The following is a 24,077-nucleotide window of genomic DNA, read 5'->3' on the forward strand; positions in this document are numbered from 1 at the left end:
TGATATTTTCTTCACCTTCTCCGAAAAACGTAAAAACAAGTTTACTTGCTTTTTATTCAAAGAAAGTTTGGTATATATTTATAAAATATTTATTTTAATTCAACATTTCATGTTTTTCAATAACTATAGACGTGTAAGTAAAGTAAACTTGATTACGGTTAAAGTTAGTTTTTTAAAAAGTGTTATATATAATTACGCGCCTTTTATGATCTAACTCACTCTTGCCCTAATTACAAATTAATCTTACAGACACATTTTACAGATGATCAAAAGCTTGAGGTTAATAATATGACGATCGTGGAAGATGCACAAAAAGGAATTATTACTGAAGAAATGAAGATTGTTGCAAAGAACGAAGGACTTGATCCTGAATTCATCCGTCGTGGTGTTGCAGCCGGAAGAATTGTTATTCCAACCTCCCCATACAGGCAGGTAAAGATCTGCGGTATAGGAGAAGGGCTCAGGACCAAAGTTAATGCATCCATCGGTGTATCCTCAGACATTGTTGATGTAGACATGGAAATTAAAAAAGCCCAGGCTGCCGAAGCTGCAGGTGCAGATACCCTTATGGAGCTCGGAACTGGTGGAGACTTCCTTGCAATCAGGAAAAAAGTCATTGACAGCATTTCCCTTTCAGTCGGTTCAGTTCCTCTTTACCAGGCTTTCATTGAAGCCGCAAGGAAACACGGCTCAATCGTGGATATGACCGAAGACGAACTCTTCAAGGCAACCGAAGACCAGGCAAAGCTTGGAACCAACTTCATGGCAATTCACACAGGAATCAACAATATCACCATGGACCGCCTTAAAGCCCATGGCAGGTACGGTGGCCTCTGTTCCCGTGGTGGCGCCTTTATGACTTCCTGGATGCTCCACAACGAAAAGGAAAATCCACTTTATGCAAACTTTGATTACCTTGTTGAAATCCTCAAGGAACACGAAGTAGTCCTTTCTACCGGAAACGGCATGCGTGCAGGTGCAATCCACGATGCAACCGACCGTGCCCAGATCCAGGAATTAATTATTAACTCCGAACTGGCCGACAGAGCCCACAAGCAGGGTGTGCAGGTCATTGTCGAAGGTCCGGGCCATGTCCCTCTCGACCAGATAGGAACCAACGTAAAACTCATGAAGGAAATGAGCGGTCACAAGCCATTCTACATGCTCGGTCCACTTGTAACTGACATCGCACCAGGCTACGACCACATCGTAACTGCAATCGGAGCATCGGTTTCTGCTTCATATGGCTGTGACTTCCTTTGCTATGTAACTCCTGCAGAACACCTCGCCCTTCCAAACCTTGAAGATGTTATCACAGGAGTCAAAACCTCAAAGATTGCAGCTCACGTAGGCGATATGGTAAAATATCCAGACAGGGCAAGAGAACAAGACCTTGCTATGGGCAGAGCTAGAAGAGAGCTCGACTGGGAAAAGATGTACTCACTTGCAATAGACCCAGAACACGCAAGAGAAGTAAGGAACAGCAGGGCTCCCGAAGATTCTGACGCCTGCACAATGTGCGGTAACTTCTGTGCTCTCAAGATCGTCAACCAGAACTACAACCTCGCAAAATAAGCAGGTACAGTAAATTCTCAAAGTGAAGCCTTCGGGCTTTACTAATCTCACTTTTTAAATTTCGTTTTAAGCTACTTTTATTCTTTTGTTCTCACTCATTTTATTTCGTTACTTTATTTTTCAGTAAACTTCGAGATCCTATTTGATTAATTAATTGATTTTTATAGTCTTGGACGCAACTATTTACACTTGAGTTCTCGTAACGAACTAGAAACACAACTCTTCGGATCAGAAAATGGACCAGTTAAATTTTGAGTGTAATTCTTTGCGTAAAAGACTATAATTTTCATATTCAATTCGCGTTTTTACCACTTTGGCAGATTAAAATCGATAACTTTTTACATAGATATCTTAAAAATATCCAAAGTTATTCTTATTGTTTTATTGTTATCTCGAAATATTCTTTTCAAAAATCTTGATCATTTCCTATACTTGCCAGGGGTGGATTTTATGAGACAAAAATCAGGTAAAAGGTTAGCTCTCGGAATAGTTAAAGGACTCATTACCTTAGGGTTATTACTTTCCTTTGCAACGTTTTCAGAATGCAGTGCTTCTACAGAAATTACGAATTCTTCTGAAATATTATACATGGGACAACCGTTTGAAAAACTAAATCCCAATGAGGTTACAACTGAATGGAATAACTCATATCTCTTCAACAGCAAGGAAGATGCCTTAAAAGAACTTGAGGTATTAAACAATAGATCCGAAGAAATAAACGAAACTTTTCGTCCGAAATTTGAGAATCTGTCAGGATCTGTTTTACTGAATTATCTAAATGCTGATAAGGAATTTTCAAAATCTCTTGAGGTTCTGTATGTTTATGCATATACTCAGAACAGCAAAAATGTTAGTGATCCATTTTTTGCGTCTCTTCTTATGGACTCACAGAATCTGGTTACTGAATATGGAAAAGCCACTTCATTTGCAACTGTAAAATTGTCTTCACTCAATAAGGAAGAGTGGGACAGGCTTTTTTCCGAAGAGCCAAAACTTGAGGAGTACAGGCCTTATCTTGAAGCTAAGTATATGAGGTTTTCAGACCACAGGGCAATGAATGAATCTCAGGCTGCGTATATTGCAGATCTTGAAAACCAGCGCATGAAACTGGAAACTGAGGCGTTTTCGGAAATTACGAATAACGTCACAATGGCAGGAAATATAACGCTTGCTAATGGAGATGAATATTCTGTCAATTCCCAATCATACAATACTTTACTATCAACAGATCAAAATCGGGAAGACAGAAAGAAATGTTATGATAAGAGGTTTTACCACTTAATTAACGAATCCGATTCTATGGCAGCTCTCTATTCAGAAAAAGCCCGGCTTGACGATCTTGATGCAAGAGAACTGAACTATACAGATTGCTATAACTACACTCTCTATAGTGCCTATCTTAACCGTACTCAGATTGATGAGATGAATACGGTTTTCAAAGAGAGAAAAGATGTTTTTGAAGACTATAACGAGTTCAGGAAAAACAAACTGGGACTTGAAAAGCTCAAACCATACGACCTTCTACTGCAGTTGACGGATCAGCCTGGTAAGAATTATACGTATGTGGAAGCTTTGCAGGAAATCCAGAATTCGTATTCTAGAATGGACCCCCGCTTCAATGAAATTTTTTTAAAAATGGTAACTGGGAATTTCGTAGATGTATATCCGGATCCTGAACACGGGAAACAGCCAGGAGGTTACACTTACAGTTTATGTTCTTTAAAGTCTCCAGCCCTTGTATTTCTCAACTACAATGGCCTTATCAGCGACCAGAAGGCCATTACTCATGAACTTGGACATGGGATTAATTTCTACCTTATGGGTAACTCTGTCGATTATCTTTACTGCTCAGGTCCGATTTATGAAATGGAAGTCCCTTCAACTTTTAACGAAGAACTTTTTGTTGATTACGTGATTCAAAATTCCGATAAAGAAACTGCAGTTAATGTACTCTCCCAGCATATAGGAGAATACCAGAACTACTTTACTCGCCAGCCTATGATTACGGAATTTGAATATAAAGCACACCAGCTATGTGCTGAAAACGGGACAGCCAGCGGAGCCGACCTCAATGCGATCTGGACAAATCTCTCTAAAGAGTATGGGAGCGACTCGGTGGAATATTATGATGAGGATTCTGCAGAATGGGCCTATATTAACCATATTTACTTAACAAACAATTACTATACCTTCAACTACGCAGTTTCAAAGGCAATAACTCTCTCCCTTTTCAAACAGTATAAGGAAGACCCGGAAACTTTCAACAAAAACTACATTGCGTACCTCTCGGCAGGCTCGACAATGCCGCCTGAAGAAAAACTCAAAAAATATTTTGGGATCGAAATCAACAGACAGCTTTTTGAAGATGCAATGGACGTTGTTGAGTTGAGGATTCAAGAACTCAATGAACTGGAAGCAAAAAAGAGTGCAAATGAGTCTGGTTCTGCCGCAAAAAGTCTGAATACTTCTGGATTTTTCTGGACAGGCGAATATAAAAACAAATGAACCTGAGTACTTAGGTAAAACACATTTAGTGATTCAGGTAAACCACGCTTAAAACCTTCAGGTAAAACGCACTTAAACGTTTCAGGTAAAATAAATGAGGGTTAATGGTACTTAAGTGCCTTTAACCTTCAATTTCTTTTTTGCAAAGGGCATTTCTTCCAGTTATTTTTCATCTATTTCTTTTTTGCATAGGGCATTTCTTTAGTTATTTCTCACCTGTAAAAACCTATCCTGTTCAGCGAACTTTCTTATTTTAGCCGTTGAATAAAGATTTCTATCAGAAGCAATACAATTATTTGCAACAACGTTTCTGGAAACGAACAAAATGTATTATCATATAATCGAATCTCCAATCGGTCCCATTCTTCTGGCAGGGGATGAAAAAGGGCTGAAACATCTTAATTTCTTAAAAGGCAAGAAAAAAATAGAAATCCCTGCTGACTGGATAGAAAATAAAAAGTTTTTCAGGGAGGCTGCAAGGCAGCTTGAAGCTTATTTTTCCGGGAAACTAGAATCTTTTGACCTTAAACTGGCTCCTGAAGGAACGGATTTTCAAAAGTCTGTCTGGAAAGCTTTATGCGAAATCCCTTATGGAGAGACCCGAACTTACAAAGAGATAGCTGTATCTATCGGAAAGCAAAAGGCCTATAGGGCTGTAGGGCTTGCAAATAACCGAAATCCGATTGCAATAATTATTCCCTGCCACAGGGTAATAGGCTCAGACGGAAAACTTACAGGTTATGCGAGTGGACTGGATATAAAGGAATTTTTATTGAAACTTGAAGAAAACAATTTGAAATAAGAATAACACAAAAATTCGATCTAAATTCTCTGTAATTAGCAGGAGAAATCATCATGGAGCTTAAAAAAAAGATTGAAAGCATTATCAAAGAAGCCGTAGCAAGTCCAGGCACTGAGACTAGATATCGTGAACCTCTCATAGGCTATGCTTCAGCAAATGACCCAATTTTTGATGACATGAAGAAAATCATTGGTCCTCACCACCTGCTCCCTAAAGAGAGTTTCCCCGAAGCAAAAACTGTTGTTTCCTTCTTCCTACCGTTTGAAAAAAAACTTGTGAATCTGAACTGGCAGTCTCCTGATCCTGTAAAAGAATGGATTCAGGCCAAAAGTGAAACCGACTGTCTCATAGGGAAAATAAACGAAAAAATAAAGGCTGAGCTGGCAGAAGAGAATATACAGTCAGTTGTGCCTGGAACTGATTTTGATTATAAGAGTAAAGGCTTCGACGTTACCTGGTCTCATAAAAGTGCTGCTTATGCTGCGGGTCTGGGAACTTTTGGCGTAAACCAGATGCTGATCACAAAAGCCGGATGTGCAGGCCGTTTTGGGACTTTGCTGATTTCTGCCGAAATTCCTCCAAATCCACGCCCGAAAGAAGAGTTCTGCCGCTACAAAAAAGGAGAGAGATGTCTTGTATGTGTGGACAGGTGCCCGGCTGGGGCTCTCAGCATAAGAGGACTTGATAAAGAAAAATGCTACAAGTATCTTCAGAAAAACGCCAGAGCTTTTCCCGAACTTAATCAGTTTGCCTGCGGAAAATGTGCAACCGGACCCTGTGCTCTCAGATCTCGCTGAAAAATCTTTTATCTTCTTTTTAATTTATTACATCGGGAGCGAAGAGGGTTCACTTCATCACCATTCTTTACATGCTTTCCGACAATTACCACTAATAATAATCAAATTCCTTATCTTTTTGGTAATACAATATATTACAAATAAGAAAAGGTTTAAGATCAACAACGTTTATAAAATATTACATTATTTGCCGAAAGAATACAGTTAGTTTATACTTGGTTGCAATGTGAACCAATTTAGCTAGTCTCTTACAGGGTTGAATGTTTCAGATCCTAAATCTTATGAGATTTCGAGAGAATTTATCCACATGCTAAGAAATTTAATTGCGCTGATAAATATATCGATGTGGAACAAAGGATAAGTATGCAAATATTCTGAAATGGCTGGCGATACCGTGGATAAAGAGATAGTTACTGAGAATGTATCTAAAAAATATGGTGATTTCGAGGCTGTGAAGAGTATTTCATTCAGTATCAAAAAAGGAACTATATTTGGACTTTTGGGCCCAAACGGAGCAGGAAAATCCACTACTATCAAGATTCTTACCTGTCAATTTCCTCCTACCTCTGGTACTGCATACATTGGAGGATTAAACACCGTATTGGATGCAGTAAAGATAAAAAAGAAAATCGGCGTTGTTTTTGAGTCTCAAAACCTGTACGAAGAATTATCGGTTTATGAGAATCTCAACTTTTTCCGCCAGTTATACAACTCTCCGAAAGAAAGAATAAATGAAGTTCTGAAGATTGTAGGAATGGAAAAGTATCAGAAAAACAAAGTAAAGACTTTTTCAAAAGGCATGAAACAAAAGATAATGATTTCTCGAGCCCTTCTCAATGATCCTGAGGTTTTATTTCTGGATGAGCCCGGAAGCGGATTGGACCCACGTTCAGCAAGGGAAATAAGGCAGATGATTCTTGGTCTTAAAGAACAGGGCAAAACAATTCTCATAACGACACATAATATGGAGGAAGCAGATTTTCTATGCGACTTCCTGGCTATTATACATAAGGGCTCTATAATAGCTATGGACACACCTGGAAATCTGAAAAAAAGGTATGGTGAAGATGTTCTGATGATCAAGACTGTAAAAGGAGATATTTACGAATCGCCGCTAAATACAAAAGCCAGTAGCGACATTTTTGAGAAACTCTCTGAAAATAATCAGATATCCCTTGTACATTCAAAAGAAGCTACAATTGAAGATGTTTTCATAAAATTAACCGGGGAGAAATTGACTGATGAATCTTAACGTTGTACTGGCTATCTTTAGAAAAGACTTAATATCATCGGTAAAAAGCAAAAATTTATTGATAATACTACTCACTCCAATCTTTTTGTCAGTTCTCTTTAACTCTACGGTTTCATTGACTGATAACACCATAGTACCCATTGCAGTTTATGATAAAGGTTCCAATGCAGATTTTATTGAATATCTAAGTTCGAGAGATAACTATGACGTAATTATTGCAGACTCTGCTAGTAAATCCGAAGAGCTACTTTATAACCAAAAAGTTGCAGCCGTTATGCTTGTACCGGAAGGCTTCAGTGCCGACATAAAAAATGGACTAAACCCTTCCCTGAATATCATTGTCAACCCTTATGAGGCAAAATCAGCTGCGTTTTTGCAAACTTATAAAGATATCATCATGGACTTTGCAGAACAGAAGTATCCAGTGAATGTTATCTTAAATACGCTCCCTGAAGACTTGCAGTCCAGATTTAACATTCCTATATGGATTATGTTTACTGTAGTATTTGTTGGAATGATGGTTTTACCAAATACGCTGACTACAGAGAAAGAGAAAAAAACCCTTGATGCAATACTTGTGTCACCAGCTTCGGAAAAAGATGTGATTTATGGCAAATCGTTTTTTGGACTATTCCTGACAATACTGATATCTCTGGTTATAATTATTATAAATAGAGGTTTCGTCGGAAACTTCCTATCGACCGCTGTTTTTATAATTCTCGGTTCTGCAGTATTCACAGGCCTTGGGCTTCTGATTGCCAGTTACGCTGATAACTACTCTTCGGCATCTCTGCTTTCCACAATTTTCATGGCACCTCTGATTTTACTTGCTCTGCTAGCCGATTTATCTCAAGAGATTGAGTATATCGCTCATCTTGTACCAAGCACCTACGTGTTTTACGGCATAAAAAGTGCTATGTTGAATAACTCCAGAATCTCTGACCTTTATCCTGAAGTTGGAATCCTTCTTATATTTAATATTCTTGTATATGCGCTGACATTTCGCGTTCTCAAGAAGAAGAGAGATATATGAACTTTTGATTATGTTTTGCAGAAAGGTTTTGTATTTATGGCTAGAATACCGATTTTTTGAATTTACGTCAAGAGAACTCATAAAAACAAGCTTCTGGAAAAGCGTGTAATGAATTTAAAAACAGACTAGATAACCGAATATATAGCTAGATAACCGAACATACAGACTAATACGGGAATTTCATACCTGGGCAAAATTTCCTTTTATTCTCACCATGCTGAGGACCTCTCCACCATAAAAAAGGAAAAAATGCATAATCTGTATGACAGGTGCCCTATTTAATAAAGAAATTTGAGAAAGAAAAAAGTTTCAGCCTGCCAAAAGGAAAAATATACAACAGGGTACTATCCACTCAGATTTCGCTGAAACAGAGAAAATTCTTTATTACTGCTCTCAGAATTGCACGATTTTATTATTTCAGTTTCTGAGATGAACATGGCTCAGTGTCAAATTCCGACTCGGTTGCTTATACCGCCGTTGTCAAAGTTGAAGTATTCTTCGAAAGATTCTGCGTTGTTACGTTTATCCATAGGTTAAGATTTCTGTAAGGCAAACTGATATTCTCTAACATTTCTTTTTTATCGATATTATAGAGCAAAAACTGAAGGTCCATGTTTGTCCCCTCGAAAGGAGGATTCATAGTGACTGCTTTCTCCAGAGTTTCGTCGTTTTCGATGCATATATTTTGCCAGTCAGCCGGTAAAGGTAGAAGCGTATCTTCGAGTTTGACTTCCATTGTATAGTTTACGGGCTTTTGCTCATGGTTTATAATTTCCACAATCACGGTTCCATTCTCTCCGAGTACGTAGTTAGTAGGATAGTTTTTAGCTGTTCCATCAGGTCCCAAAATATAAAATTCGGTAGAGGGTTCCTCTAAGGATTTGGAACTCTGTTTGAAGTTCATTATTTCCTCGCAGCCCGATGCAAGAAGAGTAAAGCTTATTAGAATCATTATGACTAGTTTCTTTATATACATCATCCGTCTCACTGCGCCTCCAAGTTTCCTAAAAATTTTTATTTTTGACAATTACAATCTCACATCTTAATATAATTTCCCAAACCTGTATATTATAAAATAGAAAAAAGATAAGTGATATTTATGTCCATAATTTCCCTGACTACCGATTTTGGAGACCTCTATCCCGCAGCCATGAAAGCCGTGATTTTGAGAATAAACCCGGCAACACAGATTATCGATATAACCCATTCCATCCGGCAGGCCGGAATCCGGGAAGGGGCTTTTGCGCTCTATTCCCTTGTTCGATATTTCCCGCAGGGAACCGTACATATCGGTGTTGTCGATCCTGGGGTAGGGACTTCCCGTCGCGCTCTTGCCATAAAAGCAGGTCCTGAAGGAGAAGAACAGTTTTTTGTCGGCCCTGATAATGGACTACTGATCCCTGCAGCTCGCCACCTTGGCAAAATTGAAGTATACGAGATCACAAATCCTGAAATCATGCTTAAATCAGGAATTTCTGCAACTTTCCATGGTAGAGATATTTTTGCGCCTACAGGAGCCTACCTTTCAAAAGGAACACCTATCGAGGCGGTCGGATCTAAAATCTCGGATTTTATTAGCCTTGATTTCGAAAATTTCGGAATTGACGGATCCTTCCTTGTAGGCGAGGTTATTTTTGCAGACAACTTTGGAAATGTTATCACCAATATTCCTGAAGAAGTAGTTTTAAAATTCTCTAACTTTGGCTCACAGATAGAAATAAACAGCAGAAAGGTCTCCTTTGTTCAGACCTATGGTTTTGTAGGGCCGAAAAAGCCCCTTGCCCTTATAGGCAGTCATGGCTTCCTGGAAATTGCCGTAAACAAAGGAAATGCTGCGCTTCAGTTCGGACTTAAAAGCGGAGATCAGGTAGCAATAAAGATTGTATAAAGAATGGCTGCATAGAGAATGACTGTATAAAGAATGACTGTATAAAAGTAGGCTGTAGTTCCAGATCATTTTAGATCAGAGCTTATCCCAAAACCAATTTTATTCACATATCAATAAGAGTTTCAGAATTAGTTTTCAGGATCAGAAACTCTATTGATAATCCAGAATATGATATTCAGAGAAGCAATTTTGAGTTTTGGGGTCAGCTCTAATAAAGCTTAATTGCTTTTCTTTCTCAAAAGTCAACCAGACACTCGATTCAGCGGAATTTTTATATAACTATCCGGCACAGGCAGTCTGTTTAGAATGAAACTGACTACCTTGAAAACTTACAAGCTTGAAGTTTTCTTTTTATTTGCTCTGGTTATTCTGAGCTTTTTCACCCTATCAGGAAATGGAAATGCAGATAATTCTGCGGCCAGCTCTGGGGGAACTTTCTGGCTTCCTTCAGCAGTAATGCAATCAGTAGCAGCATTGTATGCCGTGTTTATTGCTATATTCATACTTTCCCTGCAAAGCAACAGGGACAGTACTAATTCGATTGCCAACCGGATAAAACCGCCCCTGAAGATGGTATCCTATACGGCAGCAGGGACAATCTATTTTAACGGACTGATACTGATTGTTTTTAGCTTTGGCTCTTTTTCCGAAGCCAAAATGAAAGTTCTGTTAGTTTCCTCTCTTATTTCAATGGTTTTATCCCTTATAGCCATCGTTTACACTTCCATAAACTTGCTAAGCAACGTTTCAGGCTTAAAAACCTCATCTGAAAAACTAGTATATATCTCGGATCTTCTTAGAGGACAGGAAGGAAACCCCATTAGTCCATTAAAACAAAGCGAAAAAGATACACAGTTCTGCATCAAATCCTTGGACGACGAAAATCCGGAGGTCCGAGCAATCGCAGCCGAAGCTCTGGGCCAGGCAAGAGGTCCTGAAGTAGAGAAGGCACTTCTTGAGCTCCTCGAGGACAAGAATTCCCGAGTAAGAATAACTGCAGCCAGAAACCTCGGCCGAATAGGAACCGAAAATGCAGCAGAACCGCTAATTAAACGGCTGGCCGTAGATAAAGACCCTGTATTCCGAGCATGTGCTATAGAATCCCTTGGATATCTTAAAGACAAACGGGCAATTGAGCCTTTAATTAAAAGTCTGGATGACAAAGTTCCCGAAGTCAGGCTAGTTGCAGCCCGTGCCCTGGGGATTCTTGGTGGTGACAAGGCTGAAGAATCCCTTATCGGAAAACTGAATAAAAGCTCTCCGGAATTACAGAAACAGATAATACTGGCTCTAGGAAACTCTGGCAGCAAAAAAGCTGCAGGACTTAACAGTAAAAAAGCCACAGGAGCTCTTATTTACAAACTAAGAGATAAGGACCCCGAACTTCGAAAGTGTGCAGCCGAATCCCTTGGTAAAATGGAAGATCCAGAGTCAGTAGACCCGCTTCTCGAATGCCTTGGTGATACGAATCCTGAAGTAAGAAATGCTGCTGCATATTCTCTGGGAACTCTCAGAGCTGAAAAAGCAATAGACGCTCTTCTGGGAATGCTGACCGAAGAAGATTCAGAACTCCGAATCACTGCAGTCTATGCCCTTGGGAATATAGGCAGCCGAAAAGCAGTTGATGCACTTCTAAAAACTCTAGACGACAGCAACCCCTGGGTGAGGAGGTACGCCGCAGAAGCCCTCGCAAAAATAGGAGATCAAAAAGCAACAGCCCCTCTTGTCAAAAACTTAAACGATCCTGACCCTGAAGTCCAGTGGGCTACGGCTGAGGCTTTAAGGTTGCTGGATAAGCAGAACTCAAGGTAAAAGAAAATCCATTAAAGAAAATCCATTATACCTTAGCTTCCTTGCCATGGATGCTGATGTACTTTTCCGGGTTATCCTGGAATCTCTTCATGCATTCAAACGAACAAAAATAATAAGTTCTTCCCTTGTAGTCACTTTTGTATGTAACATCCCTCTCCGTAACATTCATATCACACACAGGATCAAGCCGTGTTCCACTCCCTTTCATTTTCATAATTTTTCCTCCACTGGTCCGATTATATCATTTTACTCTTTCAAAGCCGCAATATCGGTAGCTTTTCACCCTTCCACACTGCATTTCACAAGTTGCTGAAAATAAACCCAAATAACTGATTATTACTATAATATTTAGTAATTTTTATATAATTCTTTTTGGCAGCGTTCCTTCGCTCTTCCAGCTTCCAGAGACGTCTCATACTTTTCCGTTATATTTTGTGGAAATTTCAACAAATATTTATATTTCTTTCCAATAAACAATTAAAAAACTCTGTTAGTCTTCATAATATGGCATTTGAAAGCTCAGCTTCCACGAGATTTGCTTCATATTATGAAATTAAACTACGTATGGAGCTAAATCCTTTTGTCAGGCGATAAATCAAAATCTTCGTTCGAATGCTTAAATGATGTTTCGACGAAGGAAGATGTACTTGGATTCCGTTCTTACGTCGAAGCTATCGCAGAATTTCTTACCTCCGAGGGCACAAAGCCCCCTATTACTCTTTCTATTGAGGGACAATGGGGATGCGGTAAATCTTCTTTCATGAAGCAATTGAAAGAGGAAATTGAAAAAGGAAATATATGCGATATATCTATCAGAGAATTTTGGAAGTATCTATTTTTAAATAAGAAAAAAGCAGGTCTTCCTGAATTAAAACCTCTTATTTCTAAACTAGAAACCCTTTTTTCTTCCATTGAGGAAAAATTCTCACAAAATAATGGAAATGAACTAAATAACAAAGATGAAAATTTTGATCCATATTCCTTCGAAAATAAAATAAGAGCAATTCTGATATATATTCCTTCAAAAATTAAAAGAAGAAAGTATTTTACAGTCTGGTTTAACTGCTGGAGATATGAAAAAGAAGATGAGTTATGGGCTGCTTTTGCACTTAGTCTCATGGAACAGTTGTCAGAGCAACTTTCCTGGGCACAGCGATTATTAGCACAATTAAAATTAAGGTATCTCAGACTTGAGTTTAAATGGAAAAGTAAGAATTCAATTTCTCTTCACATTTTTTTCTTTATTATTGCGGTTTGTATTCTTAGTTATTCTATTGTAAATCTTGTGACTATTTTATACTTAAATTCGATAAATCAACTATCAGTTACTGTTTTAGCAACATTGGCCGGAATTATAGGTTCTATACTTCCGATATTCTATTTCTGGAAAGATATTAAAGACGTGATTGGCAATCCTTTTGACTTCAGCAAATTTGTATCCAATCCTAATTACACGGAGCACATATCATTCATAGAACGTTTTCATTCTGACTTCAGCAAGATAATTAAATCCTACGCTGGAAATTCAAGAGTCTATGTCTTCATTGATGATCTAGATCGCTGTGAAATACCAAAAGCTGCAGAACTAATGCAGGCTCTAAACCTAATGATCTCTGATGAAGCGAATATTTATTTTTCCATAGGTATGGACAGAAAAGTTATCTCTGCAGGACTGGCGGCTAAAAACGAACAAATTTTCAAGTACTTAAAAATGGATGGGCCTAATCATGGCTATGGGCTTGAATATGGCTACAATTTTATTGAAAAATTCATCCAGCTTCCTTTCAAAGTTCCGAGTCCAAAAAGCGTTGATTTTTTAAAATTTTTACCATCAGCCAATAAAATTGAAACTCCTTTAAATCCATCTGAGCCTGTAGATAAACTAAGTGTCTCTGAAGACCCTACCCCTGACAAATCTCCGGAAAGAGACCTTAAACCCTCAAAGAATGGAAACAGCAATAAAGAAACAGGAACAATTGACCAAAATAATGATGAAACAGTATCAAATAAGCAGGAAATCCAGAATGATAAAGATTGCGTGGAAGATTATGAAACATCAAAGCTGATTCTGAAAATGGTGTCTTCTGCTCTGGATAATAATCCTCGTCGGATAAAGCAGTTCATTAATCAGTTTCGTTTCCAGAGAACTATAGGAAAAAGAACAGGTCTCTTTTCCTATAATAAAGGCACTGCTCCTGAAAATATGTGGAACTGCAAAAAACTTGCAAAATTCGTGGCAATAAGCATAAAGTGGAACTCAATCATTTCTGCTCTGAATTCAAATAGAGTGCTTCTTACCATCTTGCAGGAATATGCATTGAAGCCGGAAAATGAAGATAAAAATCTAGAGAAATGGATCCGGGACGAAAGGCTGATCGAATTTTTGAGGTACGGCTGCGTAGAAGAAAGTAATCCCTCGAAAAATGCAGCCGAATACACGTTATCAGGCCTTGATCTCAGCAAATTATTGCAGGTTTCCCCCGTCATTGTATATCCAGAAGAAAGTATGTCCGGGTCTTTACTGCCTAGTATAGATGAAATGGAATTTGTTCGGATACCAGCAGGAGAGTTTATGATGGGCTCACCTTCCGATGAGGAGGGCAGATCTGATAATGAAGGTCCCGTTCATAAAGTAACAATCAAAAATCCTTTCTACCTTGGCAAATATCCTGTTACTCAGAAGCATTGGACTGTTGTAATGGGTAGCAATCCTTCTCGTTTCAAAGGTGATAACCTGCCTGTGGAATCTATCTCGTGGAATGATGTTCAGGAGTTTATCGCAAGACTCAATGAAATAGAAGGCACCGAGAGATATTGCTTGCCTTCCGAAGCTGAATGGGAATATGCGTGCCGTGCCGGGACAACAACAAGGTATTCCTTCGGGGATGATGAGTCGAAACTTGGAGATTATGCATGGTATAGCAATAACTCTGGACTGAAAACTCAGCCAGTTGGCCAGAAGAAACCCGATCCATGGGACCTTTATGACATGCATGGGAATGTCTGGGAGTGGGTTCAGGGCAGATGGCACGCTAATTATGAAGGAGCTCCTTCTGATGGTAATGCTTGGGATGGAGATAGCACCTACCATGTGGTACGGGGTGGCAGCTGGAACGACAATGCCATGGACTGCCGGTCAGCTTACCGCGGTAGGTACGGCCCCGACGACCGCAGCCCCAATGTTGGCTTCCGTCTTCTGAGGAAATTGTAACAACTTTCGACTTTACCACTTTACCACTTGAGTTACTAGCTGAAGCAAATTTGAATTCCATTGGGCGAAGCCCGAAGACCCAAAGCGTGCGAAGCCGCCGGGACTGAGGCGCTGAGCGCTCTAAATTAAAAAATAGTTTCCTTACCCCCCGATTTCAGCCCTCTTGAGCGAACGAAGTGAGCGAAAAGGGCACCGTCCTCCCGAGACGGGACTCGGGAAGCGGAACTCGGGCGTTACATCCACTCGTAATGCATCAGAACTTCAGGATTAAAACTCTGCATCAAACTGTTTTCCGTATATCCAAAAAAGAGGCAGCCACTGCAATTTTTGACAATTTCCTTTCTGTGTTCTTCCGAATTTTTCCAGACGCTTTCAAAGCCGTCCAATATCACATTTCCAAGAGGTTCGTTGTGCACACGACAAGTTTCCATAGTGCCGTCATGAGTCACATTTATAATAACCCCACTAGCCCTGCATTTGTAATCCATTTTTCCGTCCCTAACCATTTTGAGGTAGGTTTCGGAATTGATTATCGGGTAGCCCTGCTTCTTAAGCTCGATTATGTGGTCAACTGTACAGTGGAATTTTTCCTTGTCACGAATTCCGATATCGTTCCAGATTTCCTCACTGATTCCGGGGAACTCGTGAACAGGCTCGAAGGAAACTTTCACTCCCAGCTTTTTTGCAAGCAAAATGAGAGTCTCGATATCGTCCAAGTTTTTTCCTGTGAGCACGCAATTCATCAGGATGGGATTCTTCTTTTTCTGAAGTTTTCTAACCCTGATAGCTTTTTTTAATCCCTTCAGCAGAGTTTCGAAATCCATCCTGCGGATCTCTTTATAACTATCTACTCCATCCACTGAAACCGAAAGGTAGTCTACATCTACCAGTTCTTCAGCCCTTTCATAGAGCAATTTTCCATTCGTGACCATGGAAGTGATCATCCCGATTCCTTTGGCATGCGCCATAATCTGGGGAAGATCCTGCCTGAGTAGAGGTTCTACGGTCCAGGCATTATAGACACCGATTCCGAATTTTCTAGCATCGTCCAACAATTTAAAAATATCTTCTCGAGGTGGCTCTTCTCCAGTTTTCTTCCAGTACTCACAGAACTTGCAGCGCATATTGCAGCTAGCATTTACACCGTGAGAGAGGACAAAAGGGCGTTTTCTTACTCGGATCTGCCAGAGCGCTCTTGAAGCCAGGATAGGATCAAATCGGGACATAGAAATCTCTTATCTATTTTTTTCTATAAGACTGCTTATTATTCATTATTTTTTCTATTATAACCTTTTTTTGGAGAGCTAGTTTGTAACACATATTTTTTCGACTCTATCTAACTTACGGACTTATGAACCGAAGCCCGCGGATAATTTGTAAACCACTTAATACATAGAGAGTGATCAGATATGATATCAAAGTAAGCTAAGTCAAAGTTATCTGCCAAGAATCGTGTGAAAAATTCTGTGTAAATAATAAAAAATGAGTTAACTGCTAATTTATTCATAACTAATTTTGAGTGGGCTTAACAGTTACCGGACTTAAAACGTTTCCATGATTCCTGTACGTTATTGCTCTAACTAAAAAACATATTCCTATAACCGGCATCACAAAGAGCCAATAAAATGCCTGAAAAGCGACAACAGCATCAAAAGTCGGCCCTCCTCTTGAAAGTGCATGTAAAAGTCCACTGAGCGTGAAGAAAAGGAGTAACATCGAAAGCATACTTGCCACATATGAAACTGCAAGATATGCATTCATCGAGTCAGGATGTCTATCCATAGATAAGAAGACCAGTGCCGAGAACGGGGACAGTAACGCCATAAATAGCATCACGAGTGTTTCTGCGATGCCGATGTGGTCACTAAGAAGACTAAAAAAATTCATCCAAAAACTTGCGATGACCGGTATAAATAGAGAGATGCTTAACGGGACTGCCAGATACCATCTGGGTAGTACTTTTCTTGCTTCCACCAAAAAAAGAACGGAACCCAAAAATGAAATAATGCTCAATAACTCTGTCAAGTCCCCGAAAGAAAGTATTGTGACAGATATTGACCAAAGTATACAACTTATTATTAAGGCTGCGGCCCAGTAAAACATAAAGATAGCAGACATCAATGCCAGTGCGATTTTTATCCTCATTAAATCATCGCCATAAAATATAAAAATCGGGTGAAAATTGTTCACCCTATCAGGTCATAGAATTCGTTTATTGATCCTTCGTCTCCTGCTGCACTATCTACAACTCTCAGCCGCCAGTTGTGCACATTCTGGAGGCCTTGCACGTGTACTGTAAGCTGGAGGTTACTTCCTCCCTGATGGTCCCATATTTTCTGTTAAAAATTACTAATTTCAAAAATCTCCCAAAGTATACGTAAATCTTACATATACTTGAGACAGTATTAACTTCAAAACATAAATTTTTTTTACTGTATAAGTTCAATTCAATAAATAAAAATAACGGGTTAGTTCCAAAATTTAAGCTTATAATCTTTTGAAAAACATACCTTATTAGCTCTTTATTAGTTTCTTTGAATATTGGATTTTAGAGAATCAATCTTATTTTAGATTAAGAAAATGACTCAAAAAATTTTAATGATTCGTAATAATATGAGTTTTGGTATCGACTCTCTATATAGCTCTATTATTGCTTTTAGCCTGAGCAGATTGTGTTTTATAATCCAAACAAATTGGATATTATAACAGAGAATCGACTAGAAAAGATAAAGAATTCTACAGTAAAATCAGCTAATTCTACGTTATTAAACTACTGCTAAAATTTCTATTGAAAAAAGAGCGCTCGCCATATTGGCGAGCTGTAGGTATTAAAGTTTTATTTGCGTTTATCCGAAGAGAGCACCGAGGCCGGCCATTCCGTCTTCTTCAGAGTGGTCTTCTTCCTCTTCTTTCTCTTCTTCAGCAGGAGCTTCTTCTGCGGCAGGGGCTGCTGCGCCTGCAGGGGCTGCTGCGCCGGCTGCTGGAGCTGCGAATGCTGCCTTTGCAATTGCTTCTTCGATGTCCACGCCTTCAAGGGCTGCTACAAGGGCCTTTACCCTGGATTCGTTAACTTCGATACCTGCTGCCTGGAGAACGGCAGTGATTGCGTCTTCGGTAATTGCTTTACCAGCGTTGTGCAATAAGAGAGCTGCATATATATATTCCATCATTAATCACCTAAGTTTTAATTATCGTAAATTTATTTATCCGAAAAGGGCACCGAGACCAGCCATTCCATCTTCTTCGGAGTGGTCTTCTTCCTCTTCTTCCTCTTCTTCCTCTTCTTCCTTTACTTCTTCTTTCTTCTCGGGTTCCTTGGCTACTGCGGCTGCTGCGCTTGCGGCCGCTCCGAGAACTTCCCTCAGTTGGTCATCCACGGCATTTGCATCTTTGTCTGCGGCTTCAGATGCAACGGATGTCATCTGGACATGAGCTTTTGCCAGTAAGGCATCCATGACTCCAGAATCAAACACAACAGCATTGACACCAAGGTTCTTTGACTCTGCAAAGGCTTTTGCCAGCAGGGTGCCGATTGTTGCGCTTGTCGGGTATGCAGTGTTGACAGCGAGGTTGAAAGCGCTCTGAGCTGCTCTGGTAATGTCAGAGAAGTACTGGCTTTCATCAATTGCAAGGAGTTCCGGCTCGTAAATTGCTCCATTGTCATAGGCGGCTCTTAAGTCCAGCCCTACAATGAGAGGGTATATCTCCAGCTTTGCAAGCATGGTTGCGAGTTTCTGCGGGACTACCTCGCCGGCTTTACAGACAACCTTCGTTTCCTTTATTGCAACTTTCCCTGCGTCTATTGAAGCGGGAATCCCTACGCTCTGAAATTCTCCAAGAATAGGACCAGGTGGGAAACTGGTAGGCCCCTTCTGAACAATAATGTCTGCAGGAGCTATTGCGCCTCCTTTAATTGGAGAAGGAGTTTTTGTTTGTTCTAGTACTTTATAAAGCTTGAAGGGACTTTCGTTAGTAAATACCAGAGCAGTCTGCTTGTCAAGGTATTTATTCATCTCGGGAATACTTTCTCCGAGCTGGTTTAAAGCCCGCTCAGTAAGGGAGTTCCTTGAGACCTTGAGCACTGCAACGTCTTTAAGGTCCCGACGAATTTTCTGGATCTTGGTTGCAAGAATGCCTTCGATTCCAACCATTCCAAAGACCTTATGGGACTGAATGAGCTCTATTATATTCTCGACCTCATCCTTTTTCCACTCTGGGACGCGCTCCGTGTGATGCTTCTCCTCTGCCATTTACACCACCCTTTCGGATTTTCCCATAGTTGTCGTGACATAGACTGTTCTCAGGTTGTGCCTGCCTTTATCCAGGACACGCTCCAGCCTGGACACTATAGTCTCAATGTTTTCGGCAAGATCCTCGGGACTCATGTTCCTTCGGCCGACAGGCACATGGAAAGTGAGCTTGTCTTTTGACCTCAATCTGATTGCATTTTGCTTGCTCTGGATAAGTTCGCCTATGTCTTTGTTAGGTAAAAGCGGGATAGGCATTTTTCCTCTGGGTCCAAGAACAATACCCAGGTTCTTACCAATTGTTGGCATAAACTGGGTTTCTGCAATAAAAAGGTCATATTCGTTTGCAAGAGTCCTGGCTCGGGTTTTATCAGCCGCCAGTTCATCGAGCTCAACATCAGAAATAACATACGCAGCACCGGCAGCCTTTGCTCTGAGGCCCACATCACCTTTTGCAAAAACACCGATCTTCAGTTCTTTTCCGAGCCCGTGAGGAAGAATTACTTCTTCATCGACTCTGTTACTTGGTTGGTTCATGTCAAGATTCTTCAAGTTAATAGCCAGATCTACGCTTTCAGAGAAATTGCGTTTTGGCGATTCTTCAAGTACTTTCTTGACAGCTTCCAGTATACTTTTTTCTGCCATCTTGTTCCTCCCCGTAGTGTTTGAACTTACATGTTCAAGCAGCCTTTTCGGCTTACTACGGTTGGTCTTAGGGCTTTCCCATTAATCCGGATATTCTGTTATTCTTAACGATAAGCCACTAGTAACTGTCTTTTTTATATACTGCAATGACATGCAAGGTTCTTGAGCTATTAGTGCTATCCAATTTAAAACTATTGGTGATGACGAAATTCCGGATTAAGTAGTAAAGGGATGAGAAGGTTTACCACTCCTCACCAGCAAGCAAATCATCGAACTTGCCCTGATCAAGTGCCTTCTGGCTGTCTCTAGCCTTAGCTCCCTCTACAGTCACGCCCATAGGGACACAGGTACCCATTACCTCTTTCATTGTTGCCCTGAGATCATAGGAAAGTACGTCTTCCTTTTTCATCCGGGCGATCTTTGCGACCTGCGGAATGCTGATGTTTCCAACAACTTCACTTCCCGCATTTCCGGACCCTTTTTGAATCCCTAACTCTTTCATAATCAGGGATGCAGTGGGTGGAGTGCCTACTTCGATCTCGACATTTTTCTTGTCGTCAACAATTACTTTTACAGGAACCTGCATACCATTATAGTCCCTGGTTTTTTCGTTGATTTTTTCGACAACTTCTTTTATGTTGACCCCAAGCGGACCAAGCGCCGGACCTAAAGGTGGTCCAGGATTTGCTTTTCCTCCGGGGACAAGTGCTTCAACAATACTTGTCATCTGAGTCTCACCGGTTTTTAAGTATAATATTTGTAGATCTGTTTAGATCCACTTTAAGTACTGGTGATTTTATTTATTAATAAGCTGGAATTTTAGGTATTTTTCCATCTCGCTGTGACTTCACTCAGTTTCTTTTTTCAGTATCCTTACAGTATCGCCACGAATCGTGATGGGAATCGGAACCACAGCATCGAACAGTTCCACAGTAATTTCCTCATGCCCTTCATCAACCCTTTTAACACGGGCTTTCTCGCCTTTAAAGGGTCCTGAAGTGACCTCAATTATAGCCCCTTCCTTGATCCCTGTTACTGTTGGTTTGGGTTTAAGGAAATGCTCAATTTCAGCAATTGAAGAGCTCCCTTTCACAAGAGCCCTTGCATGGGGAATAGTCTGAATTGCCAGTTCTATAATTCCGGGTTTAGGAGCCTCGACCAGGACATATCCTTTTAGCTCATCAGGAGCCAGAATTGCCCTTATATCCAGCTTCTCCTTTTTCGAAACTCTGGCAAGGGCTGTTGCAACCGATCTTTCTTGGTTTGCTGTAGTTTTGATTACAAATATCTGAGAATCCTCACTCATTTGGCCACCCACTGGGGCAACATTGTCAACAGTACGTATATTATAAATCCTATTGCTCCCACAGCCAGAATGCCAACACCTGCAACTTTGGCAATGGTCAAGAACTCTTCCCTGGACGGTTTTCTAGTAAGTTTCAGGACTCTCAGGTATGCCCGGATTACCTGACCAACGCTTTGTGCAGTTATTTTCGGTTCAAACGTGGATTCTACCATCAATTCACATCCAGGTTTTCTTTATTCAATTTATCATTCTTTAATTTTTGCCTAGAGTTCTTCCTATGGGTTTTCCATTCCCGAAATTCGCTTTTCTTATTCGCTTTTCTGACATCTAGAATTTCCGGATTTATATTAAGGAAGGAACGGGCGGTTTATATTATTAATTCCTATTATATGAAGATATCACTGCCACGCTTTTAAAACATCAAAAGATTCCGATGCTGGATTTATATTTGTTCCAAAGCTTTAATCGTGCCAGTAGAAATATTTCTTTTTTGATGCCGAATTGTATCGGCACCATACAGCATTTACCATAAAAATAGTTTTCGATTGGTTTTTATTCCTATCCCTTATTTTTATTTTAAAGAGAGGAAAACAGTATTTTCTCCAACCGAAGATTTTAATCCATTTTATCTCTGGTATGATCACTCTACAAAATCAATTCCATATTTAAAGGCGATATCCTTGTCGTTTCCGTGACCATAAATCTGAGCGGATGTTACTCCTGTAACCACAATCATAGTACGTACGGTTTGTTCGAGGTCAGGGTCAACCTGTGCGCCCCAGATCAAACGGGCGTTTGCGTCTATCCTGTTGTAAACTTCCTGAACCACAGATTCAGCTTCAGAAATTGTCATGTCAGGACCTCCAACCACATTAACAAGAGCAGAAGTTGCACCTGAGATATCCACATCAAGAAGCGGGCTGCGCAAAGCTTTCTGTACGGATTCGACAGCTTTGTTTTCTCCGTCGGACTCTCCAAGCCCTATCATTGCAACGCCCCCATTCTGCATAACAGTTCGGATATCGGCAAAATCGAGGTTTACAAGTCCGGGTTTTGTGATCAGTTCGGTGATACCCTTTACGGCTCTCATAAGAACTTCGTCTGATACTTTGAAAGCAGCCTGAAGCGGAAGCCTTGGAACTACTTCGATCAGCTTGTCGTTGGGAACCACTATTACCGTGTCTGCGACATCTCTAAGGCGTTCAAGACCGGCTTCTGCGTTGGTTCTGCGAACATGACCTTCCACACTGAAAGGCAGGGTGACGACTGCGATCGTAAGGGCTCCTGCGTCTCTGGCAGCCTCAGCTACTATAGGTGCTGATCCTGTGCCGGTTCCTCCTCCAAGTCCTGCGGTAATAAAGACCATGTCAGAGCCTTCGACAACGCTGTTAATTTCGTCGATACTTTCGATTGCAGCATCTTCTCCGATCTGGGGGAGACTTCCGGCTCCAAGTCCGCGGGTTTTCTTTTTCCCAATAAGAATCTTTTTGCCGGAGCGTATATGAAGAAGGTGCTGAGCATCGGTATTCAAGGCAACAAGGTCAGCTCCCTGTATTCCTTCTCCCATCATACGCTGGATGCTGTTCGAGCCGCCGCCTCCGCATCCTATCACTTTGATAGTTGTTTTAAGGCTTCTGAGGATCTCTTCGAGTTCAGCATCTACATCTGAGTCTACTACGTCAGAGTAATCTAAATTTGAGTACTCACTCTGCCCGGCACGTCCTTCCTGGGCAGATCGAGCAAGGGCTTCTTCCACAATGGATCTCATGATACTGTTTTCCTCCATCCTATGGGGTAATTTTAATGACTGGTATTAAAAAATAAATGTATTTTTAGAGGGAACATGTGTATTTTATCCATCACATATACAGTTTCCAATTTAATAGTTTTCCTGTTCAAGTCTTTAAACTTATAATGTATTTGTTTAATAATTTAATTAAACTCTTCTACTTTCCTATTTAGCCTCAGGCATTTCCCCCACAGTTATTAGGATCCTGTTTTGCCATAATTTGGAGTGTTCTTTAATAGTTTAGAATTTTTTTTAATAATTTTAAATTTTCGTTAATGTTTTGGAATTTATTATAATAGTATAGAATTGTTTAATAATTTCAAATTTTATTTAATGTTTTGGAATTTTATTTAACAATTTTAAATTTTGAAAATTGTTTGAAATCTTATTAAATTTCTTGGACTAAAATGTTTATTTTTTATTATTTTATTTTTCTGAAGCCTTCCATGTATTTTTACCTTTCTGTTTGATTAAAAACAATTACGCTTTTCCTCTGGATTCTCCCAGGATAATACCTGTCGCAATAAGGTGGGCAACCCTTAAAGGCTCAGGGATATTGCTTCTTATCGAAGTAAGTCGGATAATCTTTTTAACAGTCTCTATACCTATGCCTGCTCTCTGGATATAAATAGAACTCTTTTCACCTAGAATTCTTTCTATTTTTCCGGCCCGCTTTATTATCGTCCACCGTTCCTCTCCATCCGGGAAGTATTTGAGAGCGGATTTTATTTTCTCGAAATTCGGATAGGACCGCATAACCACAACTACAGGAATTCCGGTTTCCCTGTAAAGCATCTGTATATCGACAACATTAAAGCCTCCATAAGTGATTCCATCAAGAATAACCGTTCTTATCTGGCCATAATGTTTACTCTTCTTTACCATGTTACAGATAACTTCAGTAGCATCAAGCCCGTCCTTTGTGATTTCTGAGCGAAGGACCCCGTCAATCCAATCTCCTCCCCGAAAAACAGCTCCAACTATCATCACTTTTTCATTGAGGAGCGCAGAATCGTCTATGCCTAAAATTCGAATTTCGGGCTTGATATGAAAATCTGTATTCACGGGTACTTCTTATGTATGGATTACAAAAATAGTTTGTCGATTTTCCTTCAGATTTTCGAATAAAAATCCTTTCCAGAAAAATTTTCAATTTTCCGGTAAAACACCCTTCCTCTCAAGCTAAAGTAAAAATAAGCCAAAGATAGAAATGAG

22 protein-coding genes are annotated in these 24,077 nt (G+C 40.0%); 10 read left to right on the plus strand and 12 right to left on the minus strand.

Translation table 11 applies throughout. The features are described from left to right. Positions 1 to 288: 288 nt before the first annotated feature. The 6 genes from thiC (at position 289) to MSBRM_RS16740 (ending at position 7,964) form a co-directional block, all read left to right on the plus strand. The gene (gene thiC / locus MSBRM_RS16715; protein ID WP_048122074.1) at positions 289 to 1,575 is read left to right on the plus strand and encodes a phosphomethylpyrimidine synthase ThiC; all 1,287 of its coding nucleotides are present in this window, start codon (positions 289 to 291) and stop codon (positions 1,573 to 1,575) included. A 450-nt stretch (positions 1,576 to 2,025) separates the two neighbouring features. Continuing rightward, on the plus strand, positions 2,026 to 4,080 hold the full coding sequence (locus MSBRM_RS16720) for a M3 family oligoendopeptidase (protein WP_230668950.1): 2,055 nt from the start codon (positions 2,026 to 2,028) through the stop codon (positions 4,078 to 4,080). A gap of 325 nt (positions 4,081 to 4,405) precedes the next feature. Beyond that, positions 4,406 to 4,882, plus strand: coding sequence for a methylated-DNA--[protein]-cysteine S-methyltransferase (locus MSBRM_RS16725; RefSeq protein WP_048156366.1), 477 nt, complete (start codon positions 4,406 to 4,408; stop codon positions 4,880 to 4,882). 53 nt (positions 4,883 to 4,935) lie between these two features. Next, entirely contained in the window at positions 4,936 to 5,679 is a 744-nt protein-coding gene (locus tag MSBRM_RS16730) for an epoxyqueuosine reductase (RefSeq protein WP_048156368.1), read from the plus strand. Positions 5,680 to 6,058: 379 nt separating this feature from the next. After that, positions 6,059 to 6,931: an ABC transporter ATP-binding protein gene (locus tag MSBRM_RS16735; protein ID WP_048122080.1), complete on the plus strand. Its 873-nt coding sequence runs from the start codon at positions 6,059 to 6,061 to the stop codon at positions 6,929 to 6,931. After that, positions 6,921 to 7,964, plus strand: coding sequence for an ABC transporter permease (locus MSBRM_RS16740; RefSeq protein ID WP_048156371.1), 1,044 nt, complete (start codon positions 6,921 to 6,923; stop codon positions 7,962 to 7,964). The genes MSBRM_RS16735 and MSBRM_RS16740 overlap by 11 nt, the downstream gene beginning before the upstream one ends. Before the next feature lie 466 nt (positions 7,965 to 8,430). Here MSBRM_RS16740 and MSBRM_RS16745 read toward each other — a convergent pair whose 3' ends face one another. After that, positions 8,431 to 8,943 carry a DUF1616 domain-containing protein gene (locus MSBRM_RS16745; protein WP_048157170.1) on the minus strand — a complete coding sequence of 171 codons (513 nt, stop codon included), beginning with the start codon at positions 8,941 to 8,943 and terminating at the stop codon, positions 8,431 to 8,433. A gap of 120 nt (positions 8,944 to 9,063) precedes the next feature. Here MSBRM_RS16745 and MSBRM_RS16750 point away from each other — a divergent pair, with 120 nt between their 5' ends. Together MSBRM_RS16750 and MSBRM_RS16755 are read left to right on the plus strand one after the other, a co-directional pair. Next, positions 9,064 to 9,852, plus strand: a complete 789-nt coding sequence (locus MSBRM_RS16750) for an SAM hydrolase/SAM-dependent halogenase family protein (RefSeq protein WP_048122083.1) — start codon at positions 9,064 to 9,066, stop codon at positions 9,850 to 9,852. A 306-nt stretch (positions 9,853 to 10,158) separates the two neighbouring features. Further along, complete coding sequence (locus tag MSBRM_RS16755; RefSeq protein ID WP_048156374.1) at positions 10,159 to 11,664, plus strand: HEAT repeat domain-containing protein; 1,506 nt, start codon at positions 10,159 to 10,161, stop codon at positions 11,662 to 11,664. 25 nt (positions 11,665 to 11,689) lie between these two features. Here the strand turns inward: MSBRM_RS16755 and MSBRM_RS16760 are convergent, their stop codons facing one another. Then, positions 11,690 to 11,872, minus strand: coding sequence for a YHS domain-containing protein (locus MSBRM_RS16760; protein ID WP_048123596.1), 183 nt, complete (start codon positions 11,870 to 11,872; stop codon positions 11,690 to 11,692). 372 nt (positions 11,873 to 12,244) lie between these two features. On the opposite strand from MSBRM_RS16760, the gene MSBRM_RS16765 reads away from it, so the two are divergent. Beyond that, on the plus strand, positions 12,245 to 14,875 hold the full coding sequence (locus tag MSBRM_RS16765; protein WP_048156376.1) for an SUMF1/EgtB/PvdO family nonheme iron enzyme: 2,631 nt from the start codon (positions 12,245 to 12,247) through the stop codon (positions 14,873 to 14,875). Between the two features lie 233 nt (positions 14,876 to 15,108). On the opposite strand, the gene MSBRM_RS16770 is transcribed toward MSBRM_RS16765, so the two are convergent. Together MSBRM_RS16770 and MSBRM_RS21555 are read right to left on the minus strand one after the other, a co-directional pair. Next, positions 15,109 to 16,101, minus strand: a complete 993-nt coding sequence (locus MSBRM_RS16770) for a radical SAM protein (protein WP_048156379.1) — start codon at positions 16,099 to 16,101, stop codon at positions 15,109 to 15,111. Between the two features lie 283 nt (positions 16,102 to 16,384). Next, the gene (locus MSBRM_RS21555) at positions 16,385 to 16,699 is read right to left on the minus strand and encodes a hypothetical protein (RefSeq protein ID WP_230628997.1); all 315 of its coding nucleotides are present in this window, start codon (positions 16,697 to 16,699) and stop codon (positions 16,385 to 16,387) included. A 25-nt stretch (positions 16,700 to 16,724) separates the two neighbouring features. Between MSBRM_RS21555 and MSBRM_RS21560 the strand changes: the two genes are divergently transcribed. Further along, on the plus strand, positions 16,725 to 16,973 hold the full coding sequence (locus MSBRM_RS21560) for a hypothetical protein (protein WP_230668952.1): 249 nt from the start codon (positions 16,725 to 16,727) through the stop codon (positions 16,971 to 16,973). 748 nt (positions 16,974 to 17,721) lie between these two features. On the opposite strand, the gene rpl12p is transcribed toward MSBRM_RS21560, so the two are convergent. From rpl12p to MSBRM_RS16815, 8 genes are all read right to left on the minus strand, one after another. Further along, on the minus strand, positions 17,722 to 18,042 hold the full coding sequence (gene rpl12p, locus MSBRM_RS16780; RefSeq protein ID WP_048122092.1) for a 50S ribosomal protein P1: 321 nt from the start codon (positions 18,040 to 18,042) through the stop codon (positions 17,722 to 17,724). Between the two features lie 36 nt (positions 18,043 to 18,078). Then, positions 18,079 to 19,125 (minus strand): 50S ribosomal protein L10, encoded by a 1,047-nt coding sequence (locus tag MSBRM_RS16785; RefSeq protein WP_048156381.1) that lies wholly within the window; start codon positions 19,123 to 19,125, stop codon positions 18,079 to 18,081. Further along, positions 19,126 to 19,767, minus strand: coding sequence for a 50S ribosomal protein L1 (locus MSBRM_RS16790; protein ID WP_048122095.1), 642 nt, complete (start codon positions 19,765 to 19,767; stop codon positions 19,126 to 19,128). A 241-nt stretch (positions 19,768 to 20,008) separates the two neighbouring features. Beyond that, entirely contained in the window at positions 20,009 to 20,494 is a 486-nt protein-coding gene (locus MSBRM_RS16795; protein ID WP_048122097.1) for a 50S ribosomal protein L11, read from the minus strand. A gap of 120 nt (positions 20,495 to 20,614) precedes the next feature. Further along, complete coding sequence (locus MSBRM_RS16800) at positions 20,615 to 21,073, minus strand: transcription elongation factor Spt5 (protein ID WP_048122099.1); 459 nt, start codon at positions 21,071 to 21,073, stop codon at positions 20,615 to 20,617. After that, positions 21,070 to 21,285, minus strand: a complete 216-nt coding sequence (locus MSBRM_RS16805) for a protein translocase SEC61 complex subunit gamma (RefSeq protein ID WP_048122101.1) — start codon at positions 21,283 to 21,285, stop codon at positions 21,070 to 21,072. The genes MSBRM_RS16800 and MSBRM_RS16805 overlap by 4 nt, the downstream gene beginning before the upstream one ends. Positions 21,286 to 21,713: 428 nt before the next feature. Continuing rightward, positions 21,714 to 22,841, minus strand: a complete 1,128-nt coding sequence (gene ftsZ / locus MSBRM_RS16810) for a cell division protein FtsZ (RefSeq protein WP_048122102.1) — start codon at positions 22,839 to 22,841, stop codon at positions 21,714 to 21,716. Between the two features lie 501 nt (positions 22,842 to 23,342). Continuing rightward, positions 23,343 to 23,927: an endonuclease dU gene (locus MSBRM_RS16815; protein WP_048122104.1), complete on the minus strand. Its 585-nt coding sequence runs from the start codon at positions 23,925 to 23,927 to the stop codon at positions 23,343 to 23,345. Between the last annotated feature and the right edge of the window lie 150 nt (positions 23,928 to 24,077).

It is taken from the genome of Methanosarcina barkeri MS (assembly GCF_000970025.1).
Lineage (GTDB): Archaea > Halobacteriota > Methanosarcinia > Methanosarcinales > Methanosarcinaceae > Methanosarcina > Methanosarcina barkeri.